Genomic DNA, 22,420 nt, shown 5'->3' with positions numbered 1-22,420 from the left:
GCAGCGCGGCGCAGCTTAGGGCGACTGTCCTACGCCGGGTTCGGCAGCTTCCCACGACATTGGCGGGATGGCGCATTTACATTTTCGTCATTAACAACACGCAGGGGATGCCTTGCGACAGGAGCCATCAAATGATCCAGCCACGACAACGCATTCTTTCCATCCTTGCCGTGACCACCCTGGCACTCGGCCTCACGGCGTGCAACCGCAACGACGAACAGACCGCGGGCCAGCGCCTTGATTCCGCCGTGTCGCGCACCGAACAGGCGGCAAGCAACGCCGAGCAGCGCACCGAACAGGCGGCCAGCAATGCCGGTGCCCGCATCGAGCAAGGTGCGGCACGCGTGGGCGATGCCACCAGCAATGCGGCCAACAATGTGATGGATGCGGCTGGCGAAGCCACCACCACCGCCGAGATCAAGGCTGCGTTGGTCAAGGACCCCGAACTGAGCGCGCTGCAGATCAATGTCGATACCAAGGGCGGCACCGTGACGCTCAACGGCACGGCACCCAGCGACACCGCCAAGGCCCGCGCCGAAGAGATCGCCAAGGGCGTGAAGGGAGTGGCCTCGGTCAACAATCTGCTGACCGTCCAGGCGCGTTAATCTCGCTGGTGGCCTGGCAGCGGCGCCTTGCGCCATATGCAGTTGGGCTGATAGGCCAGACCAGCGCCGTGGGCAGGCTGAAGCGCCATCCCACGGCGCTACCATTGGCCCATGAATGAAGCCAATTCCGACCTGACCACGCGTCTGGTCCACCACTCCTACCAGCCACCCTCGGACTTTGTTGCGCTGCAGCCTGCGGTGCACAAGGCATCGACGGTGGTGTTTCCCAATGTGGCGGCGATGCGCGCGCGCCGCTGGCTGGACAAGAGCAGCTACACCTACGGCCTGCACGGCACGCCCACCACCTACCAGCTCGAGGAAAGGCTGTGCACGCTCGAAGGCGGCAAGCAATGCCTGCTCGCGCCCAGCGGCCTGGCAGCCATCGCCTGCGTGGCGCTGGCGCTGCTCAAGACCGGCGACGAAGTGCTGATTCCCGACAATGCCTATGGCCCGAACAAGTCGCTGGCCGAGGCCGAACTCGCGCAGTGGGGCATCACGCATGCCTATTACGATCCCCTGGACCTTTCGGACCTGGCCGCGCGCATCACGCCGCGCACCCGCCTGGTCTGGCTCGAAGTGCCGGGTTCGGTCAGCATGGAGTTTCCCGATCTGCCGGCGATGGTGCGCCTTTGCCGCGAGCGCGGCGTCGTGTCGGCGCTGGACAACACCTGGGGCGCGGGCCTGGCCTTCCAGCCCTTCGATCTCGACGGCGACGGCAGCCGCCGGCTCGGGGTGGATATCTCGGTCCACGCACTGACCAAATACCCGAGCGGCGGCGGCGATGTGCTGATGGGCAGCGTCATCACCGTCGACCAGGCGCTGCACCTGCGCCTTAAGCTCACCCACATGCGGCTGGGCATCGGCGTATCGGGCAATGACACCGAGACCGTGCTGCGCTCCCTGCCCAGCGTCGCGCTGCGCTACCGCGCCCACGACGCCACGGCGCGCGAACTCGCGTGCTGGCTGCAGCAGCAGGCGGCAGTGGTCCAGGTGCTGCATCCGGCGTTGTCGGGGTCGCCAGGCCATGAACAGTGGCAGCAGCTGTGCGGCGGCGCGAATGCCGGGCAGGGCGCGGCCGCGGGTTTGTTCAGCGTGGTCATCGACCCGCGCTTCAGCCAGGCCCAGGTGGATGCGTTCTGCGACAGCCTGCGGCTGTTCAAGCTGGGCTACAGCTGGGGCGGCGCGGCCAGCCTGGTCGTGCCCTACGAGATCGAGACCATGCGCGCCTGCTCGCGCGCGCATCTGCAGCCGGGCACGGTCGTGCGTTTCAACATTGGCCTTGAAGCGCTCGAGGACCTGCGCGCCGATCTGGCACAGGCGCTGGTCGCGGCGTTTGCGGCGCGCTGAACGCAGGGGGGCGCCGACCTCGCAGGTTGGTGGTTCCCTGGATGCCGGGCGCCGGCTGCGGCGCTAAGGTGGTGCCAGTGCGTGCGCTGGTCCGCCGGTCCGGCGCGCGTGCGGGAGGGCTACCGCCATGCAGATTTCACCGGTTCCAGTTCCTGCACCCGGCGCCGGGGCAGCGCTTCGCCCGCTGCGCTGGAACGACCCTTTTCACTGGCTCGCGCTGGGCTGGCGCGATGTGCGCGCCGCGCCCGGCATTGCCCTGTTTTTTGGCGGCTGTTTCTGGGCCATGGCGGCGCTCATGGGCTGGGTGTTGCGGTCCCGTCCCGAGTATGTGATGTCGCTGGCGAGCGGCTGCCTGCTGCTCGGTCCGTTCCTCGCCATGGGGCTGTACGACGCCAGCCGGCGCCTGGAGTCGGGCCAGCGGCCGGAATTGGGGCGGTCGATCACCGCATGGGATACGCGCATTCCCAGCATGGGCATGCTGGTGCTGGTTCTGGTCGTGCTGGAACTGCTTTGGGGCCGGGCCTCGATGGTGGTGTTCGCGGTGTTCTTCAATGCCGGCATGCCGAGCACGGCCGGCGTGCTGCAGGCGGTGTTCCATCCCGACCACTGGCAGTTCCTGGCCGTGTACCTGGTCGTGGGCGGGGTATTCGCCGGGAGGGCGTTTGCCGGCATGGTGGTCGCGCTGCCGATGATTCTCGACCGCGACACCGATGCGCTCACGGCGTGCATCACCAGCGTGCGTGTCGTCGCGGCGCATCCCGGCGTGATGCTGCTGTGGGCGGCGCTGATCGCGCTGATGGTGGGCGCCAGCCTCTGGTGGATGCGCGGCGCGGGCTTGCTGCTGGCAGGGCCGATGCTGGGCTGTGCCAGCTGGCATGCCTACCGCCATGCGGTGTGTGCGGACTCCCCGGCGGCGCCAAACTGAATCCGGCTGCGATGGCTGGTACAGTAGGTGAGCTTCAAATCAACGAAAGAGAACATTGGCAACACCCAACTACGGATACGAAAAACGGCAACGCGAGCTCGCCAAGAAGCAGAAAAAGCAGGACAAGGAGCGCGCCAAGGAACAACGCAAGAGCGATGTGTCGGAGCACTCGGGCGCGACGTATGTCGCTCCGGGCGACGACGCTGCGCCCGCGGGCGACGCGCCTGCGCCCGACGCCGGCAACTGAGCGCCACCGTCCGTGGCGGCAGCGGCCTGCAGGTCAGCGCAGCAGCGGCTGCAGATGCGGCCAGACGTTGTCCAGCATGCGTGGCTGCGCCTTGGCGGTGGGGTGGATGCGGTCGGCCTGGAACCAGGTCATCGCGTCCGGCGCATCGGCAATGCCGGCCAGCAGGAAGGGCAGCAAGGCCGCCTTGGTCTGCCGCGCGACTTCCGGGAACACGGCGCTGAAATCGCGGCCGTAGGCGCCGCCATAGTTGGGCGGCACCTGCATGCCCAGCAGCAACACCTTCGCGCCCGCATCCTGGCTGGCACGGGTCATCGCCAGCAGATTGTCGCGCGTGCCTGAAATCGGCAACCCGCGCAGCGCATCGTTGCCGCCGAGCTCGATGACCACCACGGTGGGCTTGTGCTGGCGCAGCAGGCTGGCAAGCCGGGCGCGTCCCCCGGAGGTGGTGTCGCCGCTCACGCTGGCGTTGACCACGCGCGCCGCGGGCATGCTTTTTGCCAGGCGCTGCTGCAGCAGAGTCACCCATCCCTCGCCGCGCGCCAGGCCGTATTCGGCGCTCAGCGAATCGCCCAGCACCAGTATCACCGGCGGCGTTGCGGCCGCGGCCGCGGCTGCGCCGGCTGCAGGCAATGCCAGCGCCGCCATCAGCCAGTGCCGCCGGGCACGTGCGGCGGGTCCCAGTTCCATGCCCTTCATTTCGTCTTGATATGCCTGCACCTTCAACTTCCCCTTTGCTAGAAATCGACCATCTTTCCAAGTCGGTCACGGATTCAACGGGCTCGCTCGACATTCTGCGGGATGTTCACGCCACTTTCGCGCGCGGCGAGAGCGTGGCCATCGTCGGCGCCTCGGGTTCGGGCAAAAGCACGCTGTTGTCCATCCTTGCCGGCCTCGATACGCCGACCTCCGGGACGGTGCGTCTTGAAGGGCAGGACCTGTTTGCGCTGAGCGAGGACGACCGCGCGGCGCTGCGCGCGCAAAAGCTGGGCTTCGTATTCCAGAGCTTCCAGCTGCTGGGCAATCTGACCGCACTGGAAAACGTGATGCTGCCGCTCGAGCTCGCCGGCCATGGCGCCGCGCGCCAGCGTGCGCGCGAGATGCTGGCGCGCGTCGGGCTGGCCCAGCGCGAGGGCCATTATCCGCGGCTGCTGTCGGGTGGCGAGCAGCAGCGCGTGGCGCTGGCGCGCGCATTCGTCGTCGAGCCGGCGCTGCTGCTGGCCGACGAGCCCACGGGCAGCCTGGATTTCGCCACGGGCGAGACCGTGATGCAGCTGATGTTCGACCTGAACCGCGAGCGCGGCACGACGCTGGTGCTGGTCACGCACGACCGCGCGATTGCCGCGCGCTGCGACCGCCGCCTGACGGTGGAAAACGGGCGCTTGCTGGCGTGAAAATGGCGCTGGCAGGCGCTTGTATGTAACAGCAGCGTTCAAATCGTGAGCGTCTGATCCGGATCCGCTGAAAAAACAGCTATGCTCGACAAGCTATTGGATTCATAGCTTCTCTAATCGTCTGACGTTGTGAACCTCCGGGATTCCCACGGCGCGCTTATGTTCCCATGACCTTTCCCGTTCCGTGCCTGTCGAAGAAGCACCGCATTTTTGTGCCGGGCGTGGTGGTTTTCGTCGTGGGTTTGTGCCTCAGTGCCGCGCTCGGCGCTGCGTTGATCCTGGTCCCTCAGGCGCTCGGCGGCGCCGGCGTGCGCGTGGCGGTGCGCCAGCAGCCGCTGCTGCCCTGGCTGGTGATGCTCGTGGGCGCGCTGGTCTCGCTGGGGCTCGCCGCCGCGACGGTGCGCCGTCTGCGCCGGCGCCGCGAGGCGTATGCGCAGGCCCGTACCCAGGCCCGGGCGCGCCATAGCGATCAGCGCATCCAGGCCTTGTTCAACCAGGCCGCCGTCGGCGTGGTGCAGCTCGATGCCGAGACCGGCGTGTTCGAGCAGGTCAACCAGCGCTACGCCAGCCTGCTGGGCTTGCCCCTCGAGGCGCTGCCGGGCCGGCGCTTCAGCGAATTCATCCATCCCGGCGACCGTGCCGAGCATGCGACGCTGATGCAGCGCCTGGGGCGCGGCGAAATTCAGGAATATCAACATGAGTTGCGGCTGATCCGCAGCGACGGCTCGATCATCTGGGTCGAGGAAACGGCGTCGTCGATCGGCCGCGGCCTGCGCGGCCAGTCGCTGAACCTGGGCGTGGTGCAGGATGTGACCGAGCGCCGGCGCCTCGAGCAGCACCACCGCGAGAACGAGGAACGGCTGCGCGCGGTGCTGCAGCGACTGCCGGTGGGGCTGGCCATCGTCAGCGAGGCCGACGAGATCGTCTACCGCAACGACCGCTTCGTCCACACCTGCGGCTATACCGAGGCCGACGTCACGAGCGTCGCCGGATGGTGGGACAAGGCTTATCCCGATGCGCAAAAGCGCCAGCAGGCCTGCGATCAGCTGCAGTCCGCCAAGATGCGGGCGCGTGCGCTCGATGGCAGGATCCAGCCCGCCGAGTACCAGATCGTGTGCCGCGACGGCACGGCGCGCACCGTCGAGATCGGCGGCGTGGCCATGGACGGGCAGTACCTCATCACGCTCGAGGACCTGAGCCCGCGCAAGGCCGCCGAGGAAGAGATCCGCTACCTTGCGTTCTACGACCTGCTGACCCAGCTGCCCAACCGCCGCCTGCTGCTCGACCGGCTGCAGCAGGCCCTGGGCGCGGGCGCGCGCCGCCAGCGTTCGGGTGCGCTGCTCATGCTCGATGTCGACAATTTCAAGACGCTGAACGAAACCCGCGGCCACGACCAGGGCGACGCGCTGCTGCGCCAGGTCGCGACGCGTCTGCGCGATTCGGTCGACGGCGCGCATACCGTGGGCCGCCAGGGCGGCGATGAATTCGTGGTGGTGCTGGAAGATCTGGGCGAGGATCCGGTGCAGGTCGCGGCCATGGCACAGGAGGTCGGCCAGACCATCCTGCAGGCGCTGCGCCAGCCGTATGTGCTCGACGACGGCCAGGACTGCCATGCCACGGTGAGCATTGGCGCCACGGTGTTCCAGGGCCTGGACGACACGGTCGACGAGCTGCTGCGCCGCGCCGACCTGGCCATGTACCAGGCCAAGAAGGCCGGCCGCGACACGCTGCAGTTCTTCGACCCGCGCATGCAGCAGGTGGTGCGCGAGCGCGCCACGCTGGAGCAGGACCTGCGCACCGGGCTGGCGCAGCAGCAGTTCGAGCTGTTCTTCCAGCCGCAGGTCGAAGGCGGCAGCATCATCGGCGCCGAGGGCCTGCTGCGCTGGCGCCATCCGGGCCAGGGCTTCATTTCACCGGCCAATTTCATTCCGCTGGCCGAGGAGAGCGGCTTGATCGTGCCGCTGGGCGAATGGGTGCTGCATACCGCCTGCGAGCAGCTCGCGCGCTGGGCGCACGACCCGGCCATGGCGCAGATGGTGGTCGCGGTGAACGTCAGCCCGCGCCAGTTCTACCAAGCGCAGTTCGTCGACCAGGTGCTGGCCGCGCTGGCGCTCAGCGGCGCGCCGCCGTCGCGGCTCAAGCTCGAGCTCACCGAGGGCTTGCTGCTCACCGACATCGACGACACCATCGAGAAGATGGTCCAGCTCAAGCAGCATGGCGTGGGCTTCTCGCTCGATGATTTCGGCACCGGCTACTCGTCGCTGGCTTACCTGAAGCGCCTGCCGCTCGACCAGCTCAAGATCGACCAGAGCTTCGTGCGCGACGTGCTCACCGACCCGAACGACGCGGCCATCGCCAAGACCATCGTGGCGCTGGGCACGAGCCTGGGGCTGCGCGTCATTGCCGAGGGCGTGGAGACCGAGGCCCAGCGCGCTTTCCTGCAGGAGCATGGCTGCCATGCCTGGCAGGGCTATCTGCTGAGCCCGCCCGTGCCCATGGCGCAGTTCGAGGCGCTGGCGCGCAAATGGGCGGCACGGCAGATTCCGGGCCATTGACGCCGACAATCGCGCCGCCGGGCAGATGGCATACTGCGGCGTGCCTGAAATCAAGACCTTCCTGCTGTTCGTGGCCACCGCGCTGGCCGAGATCCTGGGCTGCTATCTGCCGTGGCTGTGGCTGCGGCAGGGCCACAGCGCCTGGCTGCTGCTGCCCGCGGCTGCGAGCCTGGCGCTGTTTGCCTGGCTGCTGACGCTGCATCCCGACGCCTCGGGACGCGTCTATGCGGCCTATGGCGGCGTGTATGTGGGCATGGCGCTGGTCTGGCTCTGGCTGGTCGATGGCATCCAGCCCTCGCGCTGGGACCTGCTGGGCGCGGCCGTGACGCTGGCCGGCATGTCGATCATCGCCTTCGCGCCGCGCGCGGGCTGAAGCGCGCGCGAATCGTGCTCTGCGCCCCAGGGCGGGCGCGGTATCATGCGGGCCTGTTCCACGACGCTGCCACTCCACGCCTGTGCGCCTCAATTCGATCAAGCTGTCCGGCTTCAAATCCTTTGCCGAGCCGACCAATTTCCTGCTGCCGGGCCAACTGGTGGGGGTGGTCGGGCCCAACGGCTGCGGCAAATCCAACATCATGGATGCGGTGCGCTGGGTGCTGGGCGAGAGCAAGGCCAGCGAGCTGCGCGGCGAGTCGATGCAGGACGTGATCTTCAACGGCACCACGCACCGCAAGCCGGCCAGCCGCTCCAGCGTCGAGCTGGTGTTCGACAACAGCGACCACCGCGCGGGCGGGCAGTGGGGCCAATACGGCGAGATTGCCGTCAAGCGCGTGCTCACGCGTGACGGCAACAGCAGCTACTTCATCAACAACCAGCCGGTGCGCCGGCGCGACGTGCAGGACGTGTTCCTCGGCACGGGCCTGGGCCCGCGCGCCTACGCCATCATCGGCCAGGGCACGATCAGCCGCATCATCGAATCTCGGCCTGAAGAGCTGCGCCTGTTCCTGGAAGAGGCCGCGGGTGTCTCGAAATACAAGGAACGCCGGCGCGAGACCGAAAACCGCCTGTCCGACACGCGCGAGAACCTCACGCGCGTCGAAGACATCCTGCGCGAGCTCAACGCCAACCTCGAGAAGCTGGAGAAGCAAGCCGAGGTCGCGGCGCAGTACAACCAGCTCCAGGCCAGCGTCACGCTCAAGCAGCAGCAGCTGTGGTTCCTCAAGCGCGCCGAGTCCGAGGCCGAGCAGGACAAGGTCCGCATCGAAGGCCTGCAGGCGGTCAACGATCTCGAAGCGCGCGTGGCCGAGCTGCGGCATATCGAAGCCGAGCTTGAGACCATCCGCCAGGCGCATTACACCGCGGGCGACGCGGTGAACCAGGCCCAGGGCCAGCTCTACGAAGCCACGGCCGAAGTCGGCAAGCTCGAAGCCGAGATCCGCTATGTGGTCGAGGGCCGCCAGCGCGTGCAGCAGCGCCTGGCGCAGCTGGCCGAGCAGCTCGCCGACTGGGCGCGGCGGCGCGAGGAAGCCGAGATCGAGATCGAGAACCTCGAAGGCGCGGGCATGGATGCCGAGGAGCAGGCCGAGATGCTGGCCGCCCAGCTCGAGGAGCAGGCCCAGCGCCTGCCCGATCTCGAAGACGCGCTGCGCCTGGCGCAAAAGAACGATGGCGAGCAGCGCGCGCTGGTGGTGCAGGTGCAGCAGCAGATCCAGGTGCTGGCCGCCGAGCAGCGCAGCCTCGGCGAGCAGGAGCGCCAGTTCCAGGCGCGCGACGAACGCCTGCGCGCCGACCGCAATGCGCTGGCCGTGCCCGACGAGGCGCGGCTGGCCGAGCTGCGCGGCCAGCTCGAAGCCGCGCAGGAAACCGCCGAGATTGCCGAAGCCCAGCTGCTGGAACTGCAAGACAGCGTGCCGCAGCTCGACGAAGAGCGGCGCGCGCGCCAGCAGGCGGTAAACACCGAAGGCGCGCGCCAGGCCGAACTCGCGGCGCGCATGGAGGCGCTCAAGGCGCTGCAGGAAAAGGTCAAGACGGACGGCAAGCTCCAGCCCTGGCTGGCCAAGCACGGGCTCGACGGCTTGGCCGGTCTGTGGACCCGGCTGGGCGTCGAGCCCGGCTGGGAAAATGCGCTCGAAGCCGCGCTGCGCGAGCGCATGGGCGCCTTGTCCGTGGGCCGGCTCGACATGGTGCGCGGGTTTCTCGGCGCGGGCGCGCAGGATGCGCCGCCCGCGCGCCTGGCGTTCTACAGCACGGCTGACGCCGCGCCCCAGCCGGCCCAGGCCAGTGCGCACGGACTCGCACCGCTGTCGTCCCTGCTGCGCGTGAGCGACGGCGCGCTGCAGGCCGTACTGGCCGACTGGCTCCAGGGCTGCTATACCGCGGCCACGCTCGACGCGGCGCTCGACCGGCGTGCCGCGCTGCAGCCCGGCGAAGTGATCTACGCGCCCAGCGGGCATGCGGTCACTGCCCACAGCGTGGGCTTTTATGCCCAGGATTCGGAGCAATCGGGCCTGCTCGCGCGGGCCCAGGAAATCGAGCACCTGGAGAAGGAAACCCGGGCCCAGGCACTGATCAGCGATGAGTCGCGCAGTGCGCTGGTGCGCGCCGAAACCGCCTATGCCGATGCCTCGCAGCGGCTGGTCGGTGCGCGCCGCGAAGCTGCCGAGAGCAAGAACGCCGCGCATGGCCTGCAGGTCGAAGTGCTGCGGCTGGGCCAACTCGCCGAACAGGCGCGGGCGCGCAATGCGCAGATCAGCGCCGACCTCGACGAGGTGCAGGCCCAGCTGGGCGATATCGCGGAGCGCCGCATCGCCGCCGAAGCGCGCTTCGAGGAGCTGGACATGCAGCTGGCCGACAGCCAGGAACGCCACGCGCAGCTCGGCGACCGCGTGCTCGAAGCCGAGCGCCGTCTCAATGAATCGCGCGAACAGCTGCGCGCGCTCGAGCGCCAGGCCCAGGAAGCCACCTTCTCGCAGCGCAGCCTGCAGGCGCGGCGTGCCGAACTCAGCCGCAGCATCGATACCGCGGCCCAGCAGATGCGCGCGCTGGCGGATGAACAGCAGCGCGCCCAGGACGAGCAGACGCGCCTCAACGACGCCGCCGCCCAGGGCGGGCTGCAGGATGCGCTGGCGCTGAAGATGGAGCGCGAGAAAGCCGTGGGCGAGCGCCGCAGCGAATACGACGAGCTCACCAACCGCCTGCGCGGCAGCGACGAGCGCCGCCAGCAGCTTGAAAAGGCCATGGAGCCGCTGCGCCAGCGCATCACCGAGTTCCAGCTCAAGGAGCAGGCCGCGCGCCTGGGCCTGGAGCAATACAACGGCCTGCTCGCCGATGCCCAGGCCGACCTGGCCGCGATCGCGCAATCGATTGCCGAAAACAATGTGCGCATTCCCGGCATGCAGGGCGAGATCGACCGGCTGCACCGCGATATCGCGGCGCTGGGCGCGGTCAACCTCGCGGCGCTCGACGAATTGAACGCCGCGAGCGAGCGCAAGCTGTTCCTCGATGCGCAGATGGAAGACCTCACGTCGGCCATGAACACGCTTGAAGACGCGATCCGCAAGATCGACGCCGAGACGCGCGACCTGCTGTCGGGCACCTTCGACACCGTCAACCGGCATTTCGGCCGCATGTTCCCCGAGCTGTTTGGCGGCGGGCAAGCCAAGCTGGTGATCACCGGCGACGAAATCCTCGATTCGGGCGTGCAGGTGATCGCGCAGCCGCCGGGCAAGAAGAACCAGACCATCCACCTGCTGTCGGGCGGCGAGAAGGCACTGACGGCGATCGCGCTGGTGTTCGCGATCTTCCAGCTCAACCCGGCGCCGTTCTGCCTGCTCGATGAAGTCGATGCGCCGCTGGACGACGCCAACACCGAGCGCTATGCGAAGCTGGTGTCGAGCATGAGCCAGGGAACCCAGTTCCTGTTCATCAGTCACAACAAGATTGCCATGGAGATGGCGCAGCAGCTGATTGGCGTGACAATGCAGGAGCAAGGCGTGTCGCGCATCGTGGCGGTCGATATGGAGTCTGCGCTGCACATGGCCGAAGCGGTTTAATTTTTCGTTGACGGATTCACATGAGTACCTTGCAAATCAGTTTGGCCATTCTGGGTGTCGTGGTGTTGGCACTGATCGTCGCGTACAACAGCTGGGCGGCGCGGCGCAACGCGCCCAAGCGCGCCCAGCCCGAGGAGGACGAAGCCGGCCTGCCCGGACACCACCAGCCCTACAACCTCACCGAGCGCCACGAACCCGCGCTCGATCTCACGCATGGCGGCCATGCGCCCGAGCCCGTGGGCCCGCAGACCGTGCCGCTGGCCCAGGCCCAGGTGCATGAGCAGTACCTGAGCGCGCCGGCGCAGCGGCGCGAGCCCGCGCTGGGCGAGGAGGCCCCGGCCGACGGCGCGCCCGTGGCGACAGCCGTACCGGCAGCGGCGGCCGCATCGGCTGCGGCCACGCCCGCCGCCGTGCCGGCGGAGCCGGCGTTTGCCGCCGAAGCCGCGCACATTCCCCCCGAACGCCGTCCCAGCCTCGATGCGCTGATCGACGCCATTGCACCAATCCAGCCCGAGCATGTGATTCCCGGCGAGGGCGCGCTGCAGGTGCAGCCGACCACGCGGCGCGCGGGCAGCAAGCCGTTTCGCATCGAAGGCCTGAACCAGAAGACGCGCCAGTGGGAGCCGCTGCAGGCGGGCTCGCGCTACACCGCGTTCCAGGCCGGCGTGCAGCTGGCCAACCGCATGGGCGCGCTCAATGAGATCGAGTTCTCCGAGTTTGCCTCCAAGGCCCAGGCATTTGCCGATGCGGTCAGCGGCTCGGTCGATCTGCCCGACATGCTGCAGGAAGTGGCACGCGCGCGCGAACTCGACCAGTTCGCCAGCGAGCACGATGCCCAGCTGACGTTCATGCTGCGCGCGCGCCAGGCCGCCTGGAGTCCCGGCTACGTGGTGCAGAACGCCGCGCGCCTGGGCTTCGTGCCGCTGTCCATGCCGGGCCGCATGGCGCTGCCGTCGGCCGCGGGCGGGCAGCCGCTGCTGGTGCTGGCGTATGACGCGCAGGCCGCGATGGCCGAAGATATCGACCAGTCGGCCATTCTCGAGATCCTGCTGAGTCTCGATGTGCCGCAGGTGCATCGCAGCGAGCAGCCGTTCGCGCGCCTGCGCGAAGTGGCCGACGGCTTGTGCCAGAGCATGGAAGGCGTGCTTTGCGACCAGAACGGCCATCCCCTGCCGGTGTCGGTGGTCGAGCCGATTGCCGCCGATCTCGAGCATCTCTACGACCAGCTCGACAGCCGCGAGCTGTCGGCCGGCTCGATGCTCGCGCGGCGGTTGTTCAGTTAGTAGTTTGAGAATGCATGCCTAAGAATCTGGATCTGTTTGCCGCGCCCGAGGCCGAGCCCGCGCCCGGCCCGGCCGCCGAAATCGACGCCTTGCGCGCGCAACTGCGCATCTGGGCGCATGAGTATTACGTGAACGACGCGCCCAGCGTGCCCGATGCGGAGTACGACCGGCTCTACCGGCGCCTCGAGGCGCTCGAGGCCAAGCATCCGGACCTGGTGACCCCCGATTCGCCCACGCAGCGCGTGATCGGCGCCGTCATGGCCGGCCTGGCGCCGGTGCAGCATGTGGTGCCGATGCTCAGCATCCGTACCGAGACCGATACCGAGGCCAGCGGCGCGCAGGCTTTTGACGCGCGCATCCGCCGCGAGCTCGGCCTGGACACGGGCGATGCGCCGGTCGAGTACGTGGCCGAACCCAAGTTCGACGGCCTGGCCATGAGCCTGCGCTACGAGAACGGCCGCCTGGTGCAGGCCGCGACGCGCGGCGACGGCAGCATCGGCGAGGACGTCACGCACAACATCCGTACCATCCGCCGCATTCCGCAGGTGTTGCCCGCCGGTGTGCCGCCAGTGCTCGAAGTGCGGGGCGAGGTCTATATGCGCCGCGCCGACTTCGAGGCGCTCAACGAACGCCAGCGCGCCGAAGGCGGCAAGACCTTCGTGAACCCGCGCAATGCCGCCGCGGGCGCGGTGCGCCAGCTCGATTCCTCGATCACCGCGCAGCGCCCGCTGTCGTTCTTTGCCTATGGGCTGGGCGACATCACGCCGGCGGCGCAGGGCGGCCCGGCCTTCGGCACGCATTACGGCATGCTGCAGCACCTCAAGACCTGGGGTTTCCCGGTCGCCGAGCAGGTCAGCCTGGCGCACGGGGCGGACGAACTGGTCGCGTTCCACGCGCGCATGGGCGCGGCGCGCGACAGCCTGCCGTACGACATCGACGGCGTGGTGTACAAGGTCAATTCGCTGGCGCTGCAGCGCGAGCTGGGCTTCGTCACGCGCGAGCCGCGCTGGGCCGTGGCGCACAAGTACCCGGCGCAGGAGATGGTCACGCGCGTCGAGGCCATCGACGTGCAGGTCGGGCGCACCGGCAAGATCACGCCGGTGGCGCGGCTCGCGCCGGTGTTCGTCGGCGGCGTCACCGTCACCAATGCCACGCTGCACAACCTGTTCGAGCTGCGCCGCAAACGCGTGCGCGTGGGCGACGAGGTCATCGTGCGGCGCGCGGGCGATGTCATTCCCGAGGTCGTGGGCGTGGTGCCGCCGGTGGCGGTCGTGGCGGTCGGCGCCGAGGCCAGCGACGCGCTGCTCGATGCCGCGGCCCAGCCGCCGGTCCAGCAGGCGCGCTCGCCCTACGTGAAGAATTTCCACATGCCGCGCCAGTGTCCGGTCTGCGGCAGCGATGTGCTGCGCGAGAAGGGCCAGGTCAACCACCGCTGCACCGGCGGGCTGTTCTGCGCCGCCCAGCGCAAGGAAGCGGTGCTGCACTTCGCCCACCGGCGTGCGATGGATATCGAGGGGCTGGGCGACAAACTGGTCGATCAGCTGGTCGAAGCCGACCTGGTGCGCACGCTGCCCGACCTGTACCGTCTCACGCTGGAAGAGCTCTCAGGGCTGGATCGCATGGCCGAGAAATCGGCGCAGAACCTGCTGGCGGCGCTGGAGAAATCCAAGTCGACCACGCTGGCGCGCTTCCTGTTCGCGCTGGGCATCCGCCAGGTGGGCGAGGCCACGGCCAAGGACCTGGCCAAGCATTTCGGCACGCTCGACGCGATCATCGCAGCGAGCGAGGAGCAACTGCTTGAAGTCAACGATGTCGGGCCCATCGTCGCGCACAGCATCCGTACCTTTCTCGACCAGCCGCACAACCGCGAGGTGCTCGGGCAGCTGCGCGAGGAATGCGGCATCCACTGGCCCGAAGGCGCGCCGGCCGAAAAGCCGCCGCAGCTGCTGGCCGGCAAAACCGTGGTGCTCACCGGCACGCTTCCGACCATGGGGCGCGACCAGGCTAAGGACCTGCTCGAAGCCGCGGGCGCCAAGGTGGCGGGCTCGGTCAGCAAGAAGACCAGCTATGTGGTGGCCGGCGCCGATGCGGGCAGCAAGCTGGCGAAGGCCGAGGAGCTGGGCGTGCCGGTGCTCGATGAGGACGGCTTGCTGGCGCTGCTGGCAGGCAGGTAGCGGAAGACGGCGCCAGGCGGGCTTGGGAACCAGGCGTCGTTCGCGGTTACTCAGCTTCAGGCATGAAAGGCTTGAAATGAGTATTCCACCCCTGGCTGGCGCCGCACTTGCGCCGATCGCCGACGAGGCTGACGGGTTCGATCTGGGTGACGATGTCGACTTCCAGTCGGCAGAAACCGTGCAGGAAATGGACGAGCTGTTCGGCGCGACCGAAATGCACTATCCGCCTGCCAGCGCGGCGCTGAAATCCGAGATCGGCAGCCGCGTGCTGTCTGGCCAGCCAGGCAACGACCCGGGCGACTTCCTGCGCTTCGTGGCGGGCAACACCAATCCGCACCAGCTGGGTTTCTCCTGGTTCAACCTGCTCGCCGCGCTGGCGAATTGCCTGCGCGAGCTGTCGCCGTCGCCGCTGATCCATCTGGTCCTGTCGCAGAACTGCGTGCATTGCGCACGCGCCGTCGACCAGACGCTGCAAAGCGCCTTCGCCCCGCCAGGCAATGCTTTGGACGGCCCCGAGCTGTTCCAGGTGGACCGCGGGCACATGGGCAATTTCTACGAGATGTGCGGCATGGACCGCTTGCAATCGGTGACGCTCGACACGCACGACCAGGCGGCTTATCTCGGGGCATTGAAGGCCATCGTGCGCAGCGGCGAATATGCCTGCATCTCGGTGCCGGTGGCCTCTGCGGACGGCAAGTTCGGGCATGCGATGAACATCGTCAATGCCGGTCCCGGCGCCGCCGGCGAGGCCGACCGCATCTTCGTCGTCTGCGGCCAGAGCGCCAAGGTGTTCGACCTGTCCAATGCCGACGACGGCGCAGCATTCTGCGCGCGGCATGCGGGTGCCGGTTGCGGCGACGCATCGAACGTCTACTTCACACCGCCCCGGGGAGGCTATGCATCCGGCGCCTCGGCCGGGCCGGTGCAAGTTTCGGCGGATGGCAACGTCGCGCCGCGGCCGCCGGAGGGCGCGTTGATCGCCTGAGGCCGGGCGTTTGCCGCAACTGGAACTGCGCAGCAGTTACCATCCGCGCATGAGTTCCCATTACGAAACACTGCAAAAGCCAGACGCCTATCCTGAATTCTTCAAGCTGGCCGCACCCGAGGATCTGGGCGAGCGCCTGCTGCGCGCCCGCCGACCGGGCTACATCATCCGCGCCGTGCCGCAGCAGGCGCCGGCCGCAGACGTGCCGGCCGTCGAGACCGCAGCGGTGCAAGCTGCGCAGGACAGTGCCGCCGCGCCCGCACGCAAGGCCGCGCCGCCCGTGGTGCGCGAACTGGTGGCCGCGCAGTGGGGCCTGGTGCCGCACTGGGTCAAGACCGCGTCGGATGCGCGCCTGCGCGCCATCAAGCTACTGCATGCGCGCAACGAGACCGCCTCCACGGCGCAGGCCTTTCGCGATGCCTGGCTCAACAACCAGCGCTGCATCATTCCCATCATGGCGTTCTTCGAGGACGACTACCGCAGCGGCAAGCCGGTCTCGACGCGCATCTCGCGCGTCGACGGCAAGCCCATGGGTCTCGCGGGCCTGTGGGCGCGCTGGCAGGGCCCCGAGGGCGAGGACATCCTGAGCTTCGCGGCGCTCAACATCAACGCCAACAGCCACGGCCTGCTGCACCGCTACCAGCCGCCGGGCAACGAGCGGCGCATGCCGTCCATCCTGAACGAAGGCGCCTACGATGCCTGGCTCAGCGTGCGCCAGGACAAGGCGCGCGAGTTCATGCGCCAGTACCCCGCCAACTGGCTCACCGCCAATCCCGTGGAAAACAAGAAGGACAAGATTCCCAAGGACTGGCGCGCCTGAGCACGCCGCCTTTCACGCCAGCGCCGCCTCGGCCAGCGGCGCGGCCGTGCCCGACTGGCGCTGGCGCGCAGCGCTCGATTGCAGCAGTTGCATCAATGCCTGCACATCGAGGCATTGCAGCAGCAGCGGCCGGCCGTCGGCGCGCTGGGCCTGGATGATCGCGCCAATGAGGGCCGGGTCGGTGCCGTGCAGCTGCGGCGCGGCGGCAAAGCGCCGCGCGGCGAAATGCTGCACGCCCAGCAGATCGCTGACCAGCAGGCCGATGCGCCGGCCGCCCGCATCAATGACGATCACCTGGCTCTGCGCGGTGATGGCCGAGGGCGTGCCGCGCAGCACATGCCCGAGATCGAACACCCACGCGTAGCCCGTGACCTGGCCCTGTGCATGCCGTGCGAGCGTGCCCAGGCAGTAGGGCAGCCGCCCCGCCGACACCGGCGTGATGGCGCTGGCCGGCAGGGCCTCGAGCACGCAGCCCGCGTCCAGCGCAAACGGCCGGGCATCGATGAAGAAGGTCGCCATCTCGCGGCCTGACTCCTGTCCGCTGGCGCTGGCCCCGCTGTCGCCCGGGACCTGTGTCGCGCGGCGCAGCACCGCGTCGGCGGCATCGGCATGCACCGCGCCAAACGAGGTGAAGGACAGTGCGAGCAGGGCGTCGGGACCATGGCCGTCGGCGCGGAACTCGCGGTAGCCCTGTGTCACGGCGCAGCCGACGATGCAATAGTGGCCTGCGTACTCCATGGCGCGCGCTTCGCTCTGTCCGGGCGCGAGCTGCAGCAGGCTCGCGGGCAGCGCCAGGCGGCTGCCGGCCGGGATGTGCAGACCGGCCTGCGCCGTGCTCGCTGCAAGCACCCGTCCGCTGCGGTCGGTGAACACCGTGCAGTTGCGTGCGCCGTCCTGGCCTGCGCCGTCGAGCATTGCCGGCAGTTCGGTGGCCGCATTGAAGACGATGCCAATGCCGCCGACGGTATGGCTGCCGTCGGGCGCGCGGATCGCGGCATGGAAGACATAGGTCGGTGCACCATCGCTCAGCGCGCTGGCACGCCAGGGGCTTGCGTGGTAGGCCTGCGGGCCGCGCAGCGCCAGCACCGCGGCCAGCGCATCGGCATCGACACTCTGGCCGATCGCGCTGCTGCCGTCGGCCAGCAGCGCATGGCTGGCGGCAACGATGCGGCCGCGGGTGTCGTAGACCACCAGCCGCGAGTAGACCGTATAGAGGCTGTTGATCTGCTCCAGGATGGCATTGGCGCGCAGCAGTTCGGCCGCATCGGCAATGTCGAGTTGCACATCGGCCAGCAGCGTGCGCAGCTCGGGCGTCAGCGCCCACCAGCGGCAGTCGTTGGCGCGTTCGTAGAGGTTGCGGTCGAGCAGATCGACCAGCAACTGGCTGAGGAACTCGCCGTCGCGCAGCGCGGCGCTGAGCACGGTGTTGCACAGATCGCGAATGGAGTGGCTGAACACCTCGTTGGTGCGCGCACCGGTCTCGCTGATCTGCTCGAGCACCGCCGCCAGGCATTGCACGCCTTCGCGCTGGCCGGCGGTCATGACCTGGCCGTTCCACACCACACGGCGGATGGTGTCGGCCGCGGTGACGATGTCGTGCAGCGGCGGGCAGAACTGGCGCGCATGGCCCAGCAACCCCTGGATGACGGCGGGCGGCAGGGCGGCGGCGCCGCTGCTGGCACGCGGCTGGAACGCCAGCTCCACCGGTACCATCACCTGGCCTTTCCAGCCCGGCGGGCCGGGATAGCCCTGGTAACCCGCAGCGCTGAGCGTCTGCACCAGATAGGTGCGTCCGGAATGCGTCCACAGCCGCGGCGCACCGCCGTGGTTCGCCGGCACCGTCTGCCCGGGCGGCAGCCACAGCGGGTCGCTGCTGGCCAGCACCTGCTGCGCGGCATCGACCAGCAGCACCAGGCTGCGGCCGTCATTCGCGCCGCGCGCGGCGAAGATGCCCTGCAATTCGTCGTCGAGCGCAAAGCTCAGGCACAGCACGCCCACCGGCTCGCCCGTGGCCGGGTGCAGCAGGCGTTGCGAATAGAGCAGCGCATGGCGCCGGCCCGGGCGCAGGTCGCTGGCACGAAAGGTCTCGACATGGGCCTTGCTGCGCAGCGTCTGCGCGATCAGCGGATCGCGGCTTTCCGGCACCGGCGCGGCGGCGTCGATCTGCGCCAGCACCCGGCCCTGGGGGTCCAGCACCAGGATGTCGTCGTACACCGTGTATTTGCTCTGGTACTGGCGCAGGCGCGCACGCACCGCGTCGGCATCGGCGTCCAGGCCCGCAGCCAGCCGGCACAGCACCGGGTCGGTGGCCAGAAAGCCCACATCGGCGGTGCGTTCATACAGATTGCGCACCAGGATGTCGATGACATGCCGCGCCTGCGTGCCGATCTCGCGCATCACCTCGCCCAGAGATTCGGCGACCAGCGAGCGCACCAGGTCGGCCTCGAGCCGCTGGAAACCTTCGCGCGTGGCGGCCATCATCGGCAGGATGCTGTGCGCCTCCTCGGGGCAATTCATGCGCGCCGACGACTCGATGAGCCGCCAGGTCAGCCGCAGCTCGCGCAGCGAGTCCTCGCAGCGCGCCACCTTGCGCATGAAAGGAATGAAAGCGTCGGAATCTACCTCGGGAATGACTTCGGGTGTGCTGGCCATCGCGATCCTTGCTGGTTTGTCTTGCCTGTGTCCGCCTGCTCCAGTGGAGTGCGGTATTTGTGACAAGATGCAAGCAAGAGCCGGGCCAGCGGCGCCGCTAGCTGAGGTCGATGCAATGCATGCCGAAGGCGCCGCGCGCGCGGTCGGCATAGTAGTGCTGCAGGGTTTCCTTCACGGTGCGAAAAGCGATGTCCTCCCAGGGAATGTCCTGCTGCGCAAACAGCTGCACTTCCATGGTCTCGGGCCCGGGATAGCACTGCTCGGCACGCAGCCGCGCGCGGTAGAACAGATGCACCTGGCCCACGCGCGGCACGCTGATCAGCGTGTACAGCGGGCCCATCTCGATATCGGCGCCGGCTTCCTCGTCGGTTTCGCGCTGCGCGCCCTGCGCGGTGGTTTCCCCCAGCTCCATGAAACCCGCGGGCAGGGTCCACAGGCCGCGGCGCGGCTCGATGTTGCGCTTGCAAAGCAGCACCCGGCCATCGTCGAGCACCGGAATGGTGCCCACCACATTCAGCGGATTCTCGTAGTGGATGGTGTGGCAGTGGGGGCAGACCGCGCGTTCCCGGGTGTCGCCGTCGTCGGGAATGCGGTAGGTGACGGCGGTGCCGCAATTGCGGCAGAACTGGATGGGGCTGCGAAAATTCATTGCCGGAATATAAGCAAAAAAGCCGGCAGGCGCGCGCCATGCCGGCGGCTGCCGGCGCCACGCTGCGACCCGTGGCGCGCCGGCATCAGACGATGCGCACGGACAGCGGCGTCAGGCCGGCCACGCTGCCTTCGAGCAGGTCGCCGCGCACCACCGCGCCCACGCCCTCGGGCGTGCCGGTCATGATCAGGTCGCCCGCGCGCAGCTCCCATGCAGCCGACAGGTGCTCGATGGTTTCGGCGATGTTCCAGATCAGCTGCGTGACATGGCTGCGCTGGCGATCCGTGCCATTGACCTGCAGCGCGATCTCGGCTTTTTCCACGTCGCCGGCCTGCGCCACGGGCGTGATCGGGCCGATGGGCGCGGCGTGCTCGAAGGCCTTGCCGATGCACCAGGGGCGGCCCTGCTTCTTCATGTCGTTTTGCAGGTCGCGGCGCGTCATGTCCAGGCCGACGGCGTAGCCGTAGATATGCTGGGCGGCATCGGCGGCGCGGATGTTCTTGCCGCCCTTGCCGATGGCCACCACCAGCTCGATCTCATGGTGCAGGTTGCTGGTCAGCGTGGGGTAGGGCATCTCGCCCGTGGTGCCGGCTTCGACGGGCAGCAGGGCATTGGAGGGCTTGAGGAAGAAGAACGGCGGCTCGCGGCCGGTGAAGCCCATTTCCTTGGCGTGCTCTTCGTAGTTGCGGCCGACGCAGTAGATGCGGCCGACGGGGAAACGTTCGCTGCTGCCCACCACCGGCAGGCTGTCGACGGCTGCGGGTGCGAATACATATTGCATAGAAGTCTTTCAGGAAGGAAAGTGAGAGCCAAGCCGCGTGCTGCGCGGACCTGAGCGCAGCAGTGTGCCATGCGCGCACGGCTTCAATCTTCTATAAGACTTGTTTTTTCGGCAACGCTGCCCGCGCCTGTGGTGATGGGCAGTGGCACGCGCTGGCAGTATGCTTGCAGGCATGAAGCTGCATTCCTATTTCCGCTCCTCGGCGGCCTACCGCGTGCGCATCGCGCTGCATCTCAAGGGCCTGCCATTCGACTATGTGCCCGTGCACCTGCTGCGCGGCGAGCACCGCGAGGCCGGCTATGCAGGGCGCGTGGGCGACGCGCTGCTGCCGGCGCTGGAGCTCGATGAAGGCCCGCTGCTGACGCAGTCGATGGCCATCATTGAATACCTCGAAGAGACCCATTCCGCCGTGCCGCTGCTGCCTGCCGATGCGCTGGGCCGCGCCCATGTGCGCGCGCTGGCGCAGATGATCGCCTGCGAGATCCATCCGCTGAACAACCTGCGCGTGCTCAAGTACCTGGTGCACACGCTGCAGGTGTCCGAGGACGCCAAGACGCAGTGGTATCAGCACTGGGCCGGCTCGGGGCTGGCAGCGGTGGAGCGCCAGCTGGGCCTGCTGGCCGAGGAGCGCCGCGCCGCAGGCTTGCCCGAGTCCGTGTTCTGCTGGGGCGATGCCCCCGGCCTGGCCGACTGTTGTCTGGTGCCGCAGGTGTTCAATGCGCGCCGCTTCGGCCTGACGCTGGACGCGCTGCCGCGCATTGCCGCCATCGTGGAGCGCTGCGAGGCGCTGCCGGCATTTGCGCTGGCCCATCCCGAAGCCTGTCCGGACCACCAATGAGCGCCGCCGCTTCCTCTGCCGACTGGCTGCTGCCCGACTGGCCCGCGCCGGCGGGTGTGCACGCGCTGTGCACCACGCGCGCGGGCGGCGTCAGCGCTGCGCCCTGGGATTCGCTCAACCTGGGCGACCATGTCGGCGACTCGGCGCATGCGGTGTTCGAGAACCGGGCACGGCTGCAGGCCGCGCTGCGCGAACGCACGCCGGGCGCGCATGCGGTGTTCCTGCGCCAGGTGCATGGCAGCGACGTGCTCGCGCTCGACGCCGCAACACCGCAGAACCTGGCCGCCGATGCCTGCGTGACGGCGGCGCCGGGCGTGGCCTGCACCATCATGGTCGCCGACTGCCTGCCGCTGCTGTTCACCGACCGCAGCGGCAGCGTCGTGGCCGCCGCGCATGCAGGCTGGCGCGGACTGGCGGGCACGGTGCGCGCGGGCGGGCCGGCCGAAGGCGTGCTGGAAAGCGTGTTTGCGCAGTTCGCGCAGCAGCTCGTCAACGCCGGCGCCTGCGGCACGCGCGCCGAGGCCGCTGGCCAGACGCTGGCCTGGCTGGGGCCGTGCATCGGCCCGACGGCGTTTGAAGTCGGCGAGGAGGTGCGCACCGCGCTGTGCCAGGGCCATCCCGAGGCCGGCCGGCATTTTCGGCCGGCGCAGGCACCGGGAAAGTATCTGGCCGATCTCGCCGCGCTGGCGCGCCAGCGGCTGCAGGCCATGGGCATCGAGGCCATCCACGGCAACGATGGCAGCGCGCGCTGGTGCACGGTGAACAATCCGTCAGCGTTCTTCTCGCACCGGCGCGACGCCGCCCGGCTGGGCAGCAGCGGGCGCTTCGCGGCCTGCATCTGGCGCGGCGCCGGCGACTGAAGCCGCGGCGCGTTTCTCCTCCCACGCCTGCTGTTCGGCCTGCTCGCGCAGCCGCAGCCGGCGCTTGCGCCCCGGCGTCCCGAGGATGTAGACCAGGATACCCAGCGGCAGCAGGCCGTAGAGCACGAACGTGACGATGGCTCCCAGCACGCTGCCCACCGGGCTCGTGGCTTCGGCAATGGCCATCATCAGGGTGACATACAGCCATGCGATAACAACAAGATACATGTGGGCGGCTTTGCAATGGGATAAAAACGTCCGGACACAGCCTGACCTGACGGACATCAGGAAAAGCGCGATGAAGTGCATTGCCAGT

At 68.6% G+C, this 22,420-nt stretch carries 19 protein-coding genes; 14 read left to right on the top strand and 5 right to left on the bottom strand.

Translation table 11 applies throughout. The features are described from left to right. Positions 1-131: 131 nt before the first annotated feature. The 4 genes from HUK68_RS09650 to HUK68_RS09635 all read left to right on the top strand — a co-directional run bounded on the left by HUK68_RS09650 (position 132) and on the right by HUK68_RS09635 (position 3,124). On the top strand, positions 132-605 hold the full coding sequence (locus tag HUK68_RS09650; protein WP_175504007.1) for a BON domain-containing protein: 474 nt from the start codon (positions 132-134) through the stop codon (positions 603-605). Between the two features lie 111 nt (positions 606-716). Then, positions 717-1,952 carry a PLP-dependent transferase gene (locus HUK68_RS09645; protein WP_175504006.1) on the top strand — a complete coding sequence of 412 codons (1,236 nt, stop codon included), beginning with the start codon at positions 717-719 and terminating at the stop codon, positions 1,950-1,952. A gap of 127 nt (positions 1,953-2,079) precedes the next feature. Then, complete coding sequence (locus tag HUK68_RS09640; RefSeq protein ID WP_175504005.1) at positions 2,080-2,877, top strand: DUF2189 domain-containing protein; 798 nt, start codon at positions 2,080-2,082, stop codon at positions 2,875-2,877. Positions 2,878-2,932: 55 nt separating this feature from the next. Then, positions 2,933-3,124 carry a hypothetical protein gene (locus HUK68_RS09635; protein WP_175502330.1) on the top strand — a complete coding sequence of 64 codons (192 nt, stop codon included), beginning with the start codon at positions 2,933-2,935 and terminating at the stop codon, positions 3,122-3,124. 33 nt (positions 3,125-3,157) lie between these two features. Here the strand turns inward: HUK68_RS09635 and HUK68_RS09630 are convergent, their stop codons facing one another. After that, complete coding sequence (locus tag HUK68_RS09630) at positions 3,158-3,811, bottom strand: arylesterase (protein WP_244146303.1); 654 nt, start codon at positions 3,809-3,811, stop codon at positions 3,158-3,160. 20 nt (positions 3,812-3,831) lie between these two features. On the opposite strand from HUK68_RS09630, the gene HUK68_RS09625 reads away from it, so the two are divergent. The 8 genes from HUK68_RS09625 (at position 3,832) to HUK68_RS09590 (ending at position 16,324) form a co-directional block, all read left to right on the top strand. Beyond that, the gene (locus tag HUK68_RS09625) at positions 3,832-4,515 is read left to right on the top strand and encodes an ABC transporter ATP-binding protein (RefSeq protein WP_175504004.1); all 684 of its coding nucleotides are present in this window, start codon (positions 3,832-3,834) and stop codon (positions 4,513-4,515) included. 167 nt (positions 4,516-4,682) lie between these two features. Further along, positions 4,683-7,070 carry a putative bifunctional diguanylate cyclase/phosphodiesterase gene (locus tag HUK68_RS09620; RefSeq protein WP_175504003.1) on the top strand — a complete coding sequence of 796 codons (2,388 nt, stop codon included), beginning with the start codon at positions 4,683-4,685 and terminating at the stop codon, positions 7,068-7,070. 25 nt (positions 7,071-7,095) lie between these two features. Continuing rightward, positions 7,096-7,443, top strand: coding sequence for a YnfA family protein (locus HUK68_RS09615; protein WP_175504002.1), 348 nt, complete (start codon positions 7,096-7,098; stop codon positions 7,441-7,443). Positions 7,444-7,525: 82 nt separating this feature from the next. Continuing rightward, a complete protein-coding gene (smc, locus tag HUK68_RS09610; protein WP_175504001.1) occupies positions 7,526-11,062 on the top strand; it encodes a chromosome segregation protein SMC in 3,537 nt (1,178 codons plus the stop codon). 20 nt (positions 11,063-11,082) lie between these two features. Continuing rightward, the gene (locus HUK68_RS09605; protein WP_175504000.1) at positions 11,083-12,345 is read left to right on the top strand and encodes a cell division protein FtsZ; all 1,263 of its coding nucleotides are present in this window, start codon (positions 11,083-11,085) and stop codon (positions 12,343-12,345) included. 14 nt (positions 12,346-12,359) lie between these two features. Further along, the gene (ligA, locus tag HUK68_RS09600; RefSeq protein WP_175503999.1) at positions 12,360-14,519 is read left to right on the top strand and encodes an NAD-dependent DNA ligase LigA; all 2,160 of its coding nucleotides are present in this window, start codon (positions 12,360-12,362) and stop codon (positions 14,517-14,519) included. Between the two features lie 76 nt (positions 14,520-14,595). Further along, the gene (locus HUK68_RS09595; RefSeq protein ID WP_175503998.1) at positions 14,596-15,504 is read left to right on the top strand and encodes a hypothetical protein; all 909 of its coding nucleotides are present in this window, start codon (positions 14,596-14,598) and stop codon (positions 15,502-15,504) included. Between the two features lie 49 nt (positions 15,505-15,553). After that, complete coding sequence (locus tag HUK68_RS09590) at positions 15,554-16,324, top strand: SOS response-associated peptidase (RefSeq protein ID WP_175503997.1); 771 nt, start codon at positions 15,554-15,556, stop codon at positions 16,322-16,324. A gap of 12 nt (positions 16,325-16,336) precedes the next feature. Here HUK68_RS09590 and HUK68_RS09585 read toward each other — a convergent pair whose 3' ends face one another. The 3 genes from HUK68_RS09585 to HUK68_RS09575 all read right to left on the bottom strand — a co-directional run bounded on the left by HUK68_RS09585 (position 16,337) and on the right by HUK68_RS09575 (position 20,406). Continuing rightward, entirely contained in the window at positions 16,337-18,976 is a 2,640-nt protein-coding gene (locus HUK68_RS09585) for a chemotaxis protein CheW (protein WP_175503996.1), read from the bottom strand. Positions 18,977-19,073: 97 nt separating this feature from the next. Then, positions 19,074-19,625 carry an NUDIX hydrolase gene (locus HUK68_RS09580; protein WP_175503995.1) on the bottom strand — a complete coding sequence of 184 codons (552 nt, stop codon included), beginning with the start codon at positions 19,623-19,625 and terminating at the stop codon, positions 19,074-19,076. Between the two features lie 85 nt (positions 19,626-19,710). Next, entirely contained in the window at positions 19,711-20,406 is a 696-nt protein-coding gene (locus tag HUK68_RS09575; protein WP_175503994.1) for a fumarylacetoacetate hydrolase family protein, read from the bottom strand. Between the two features lie 172 nt (positions 20,407-20,578). On the opposite strand from HUK68_RS09575, the gene maiA reads away from it, so the two are divergent. Together maiA and HUK68_RS09565 are read left to right on the top strand one after the other, a co-directional pair. Then, positions 20,579-21,244, top strand: coding sequence for a maleylacetoacetate isomerase (gene maiA / locus HUK68_RS09570; protein ID WP_175503993.1), 666 nt, complete (start codon positions 20,579-20,581; stop codon positions 21,242-21,244). Beyond that, positions 21,241-22,104: a purine nucleoside phosphorylase YfiH/LACC1 family protein gene (locus HUK68_RS09565; RefSeq protein ID WP_175503992.1), complete on the top strand. Its 864-nt coding sequence runs from the start codon at positions 21,241-21,243 to the stop codon at positions 22,102-22,104. The genes maiA and HUK68_RS09565 overlap by 4 nt, the downstream gene beginning before the upstream one ends. Here HUK68_RS09565 and HUK68_RS09560 read toward each other — a convergent pair. Next, positions 22,015-22,332 carry a hypothetical protein gene (locus tag HUK68_RS09560; protein WP_175503991.1) on the bottom strand — a complete coding sequence of 106 codons (318 nt, stop codon included), beginning with the start codon at positions 22,330-22,332 and terminating at the stop codon, positions 22,015-22,017. The two genes, HUK68_RS09565 and HUK68_RS09560, sit on opposite strands and share 90 nt — an antisense overlap. Positions 22,333-22,420 lie beyond the last annotated feature (88 nt).

This window comes from Comamonas antarctica (assembly GCF_013363755.1).
GTDB lineage: Bacteria > Pseudomonadota > Gammaproteobacteria > Burkholderiales > Burkholderiaceae_C > Comamonas > Comamonas antarctica.
Note: the sequence above shows the minus strand (reverse complement) of the source record. Positions and strands in the feature narration are given on the sequence as shown.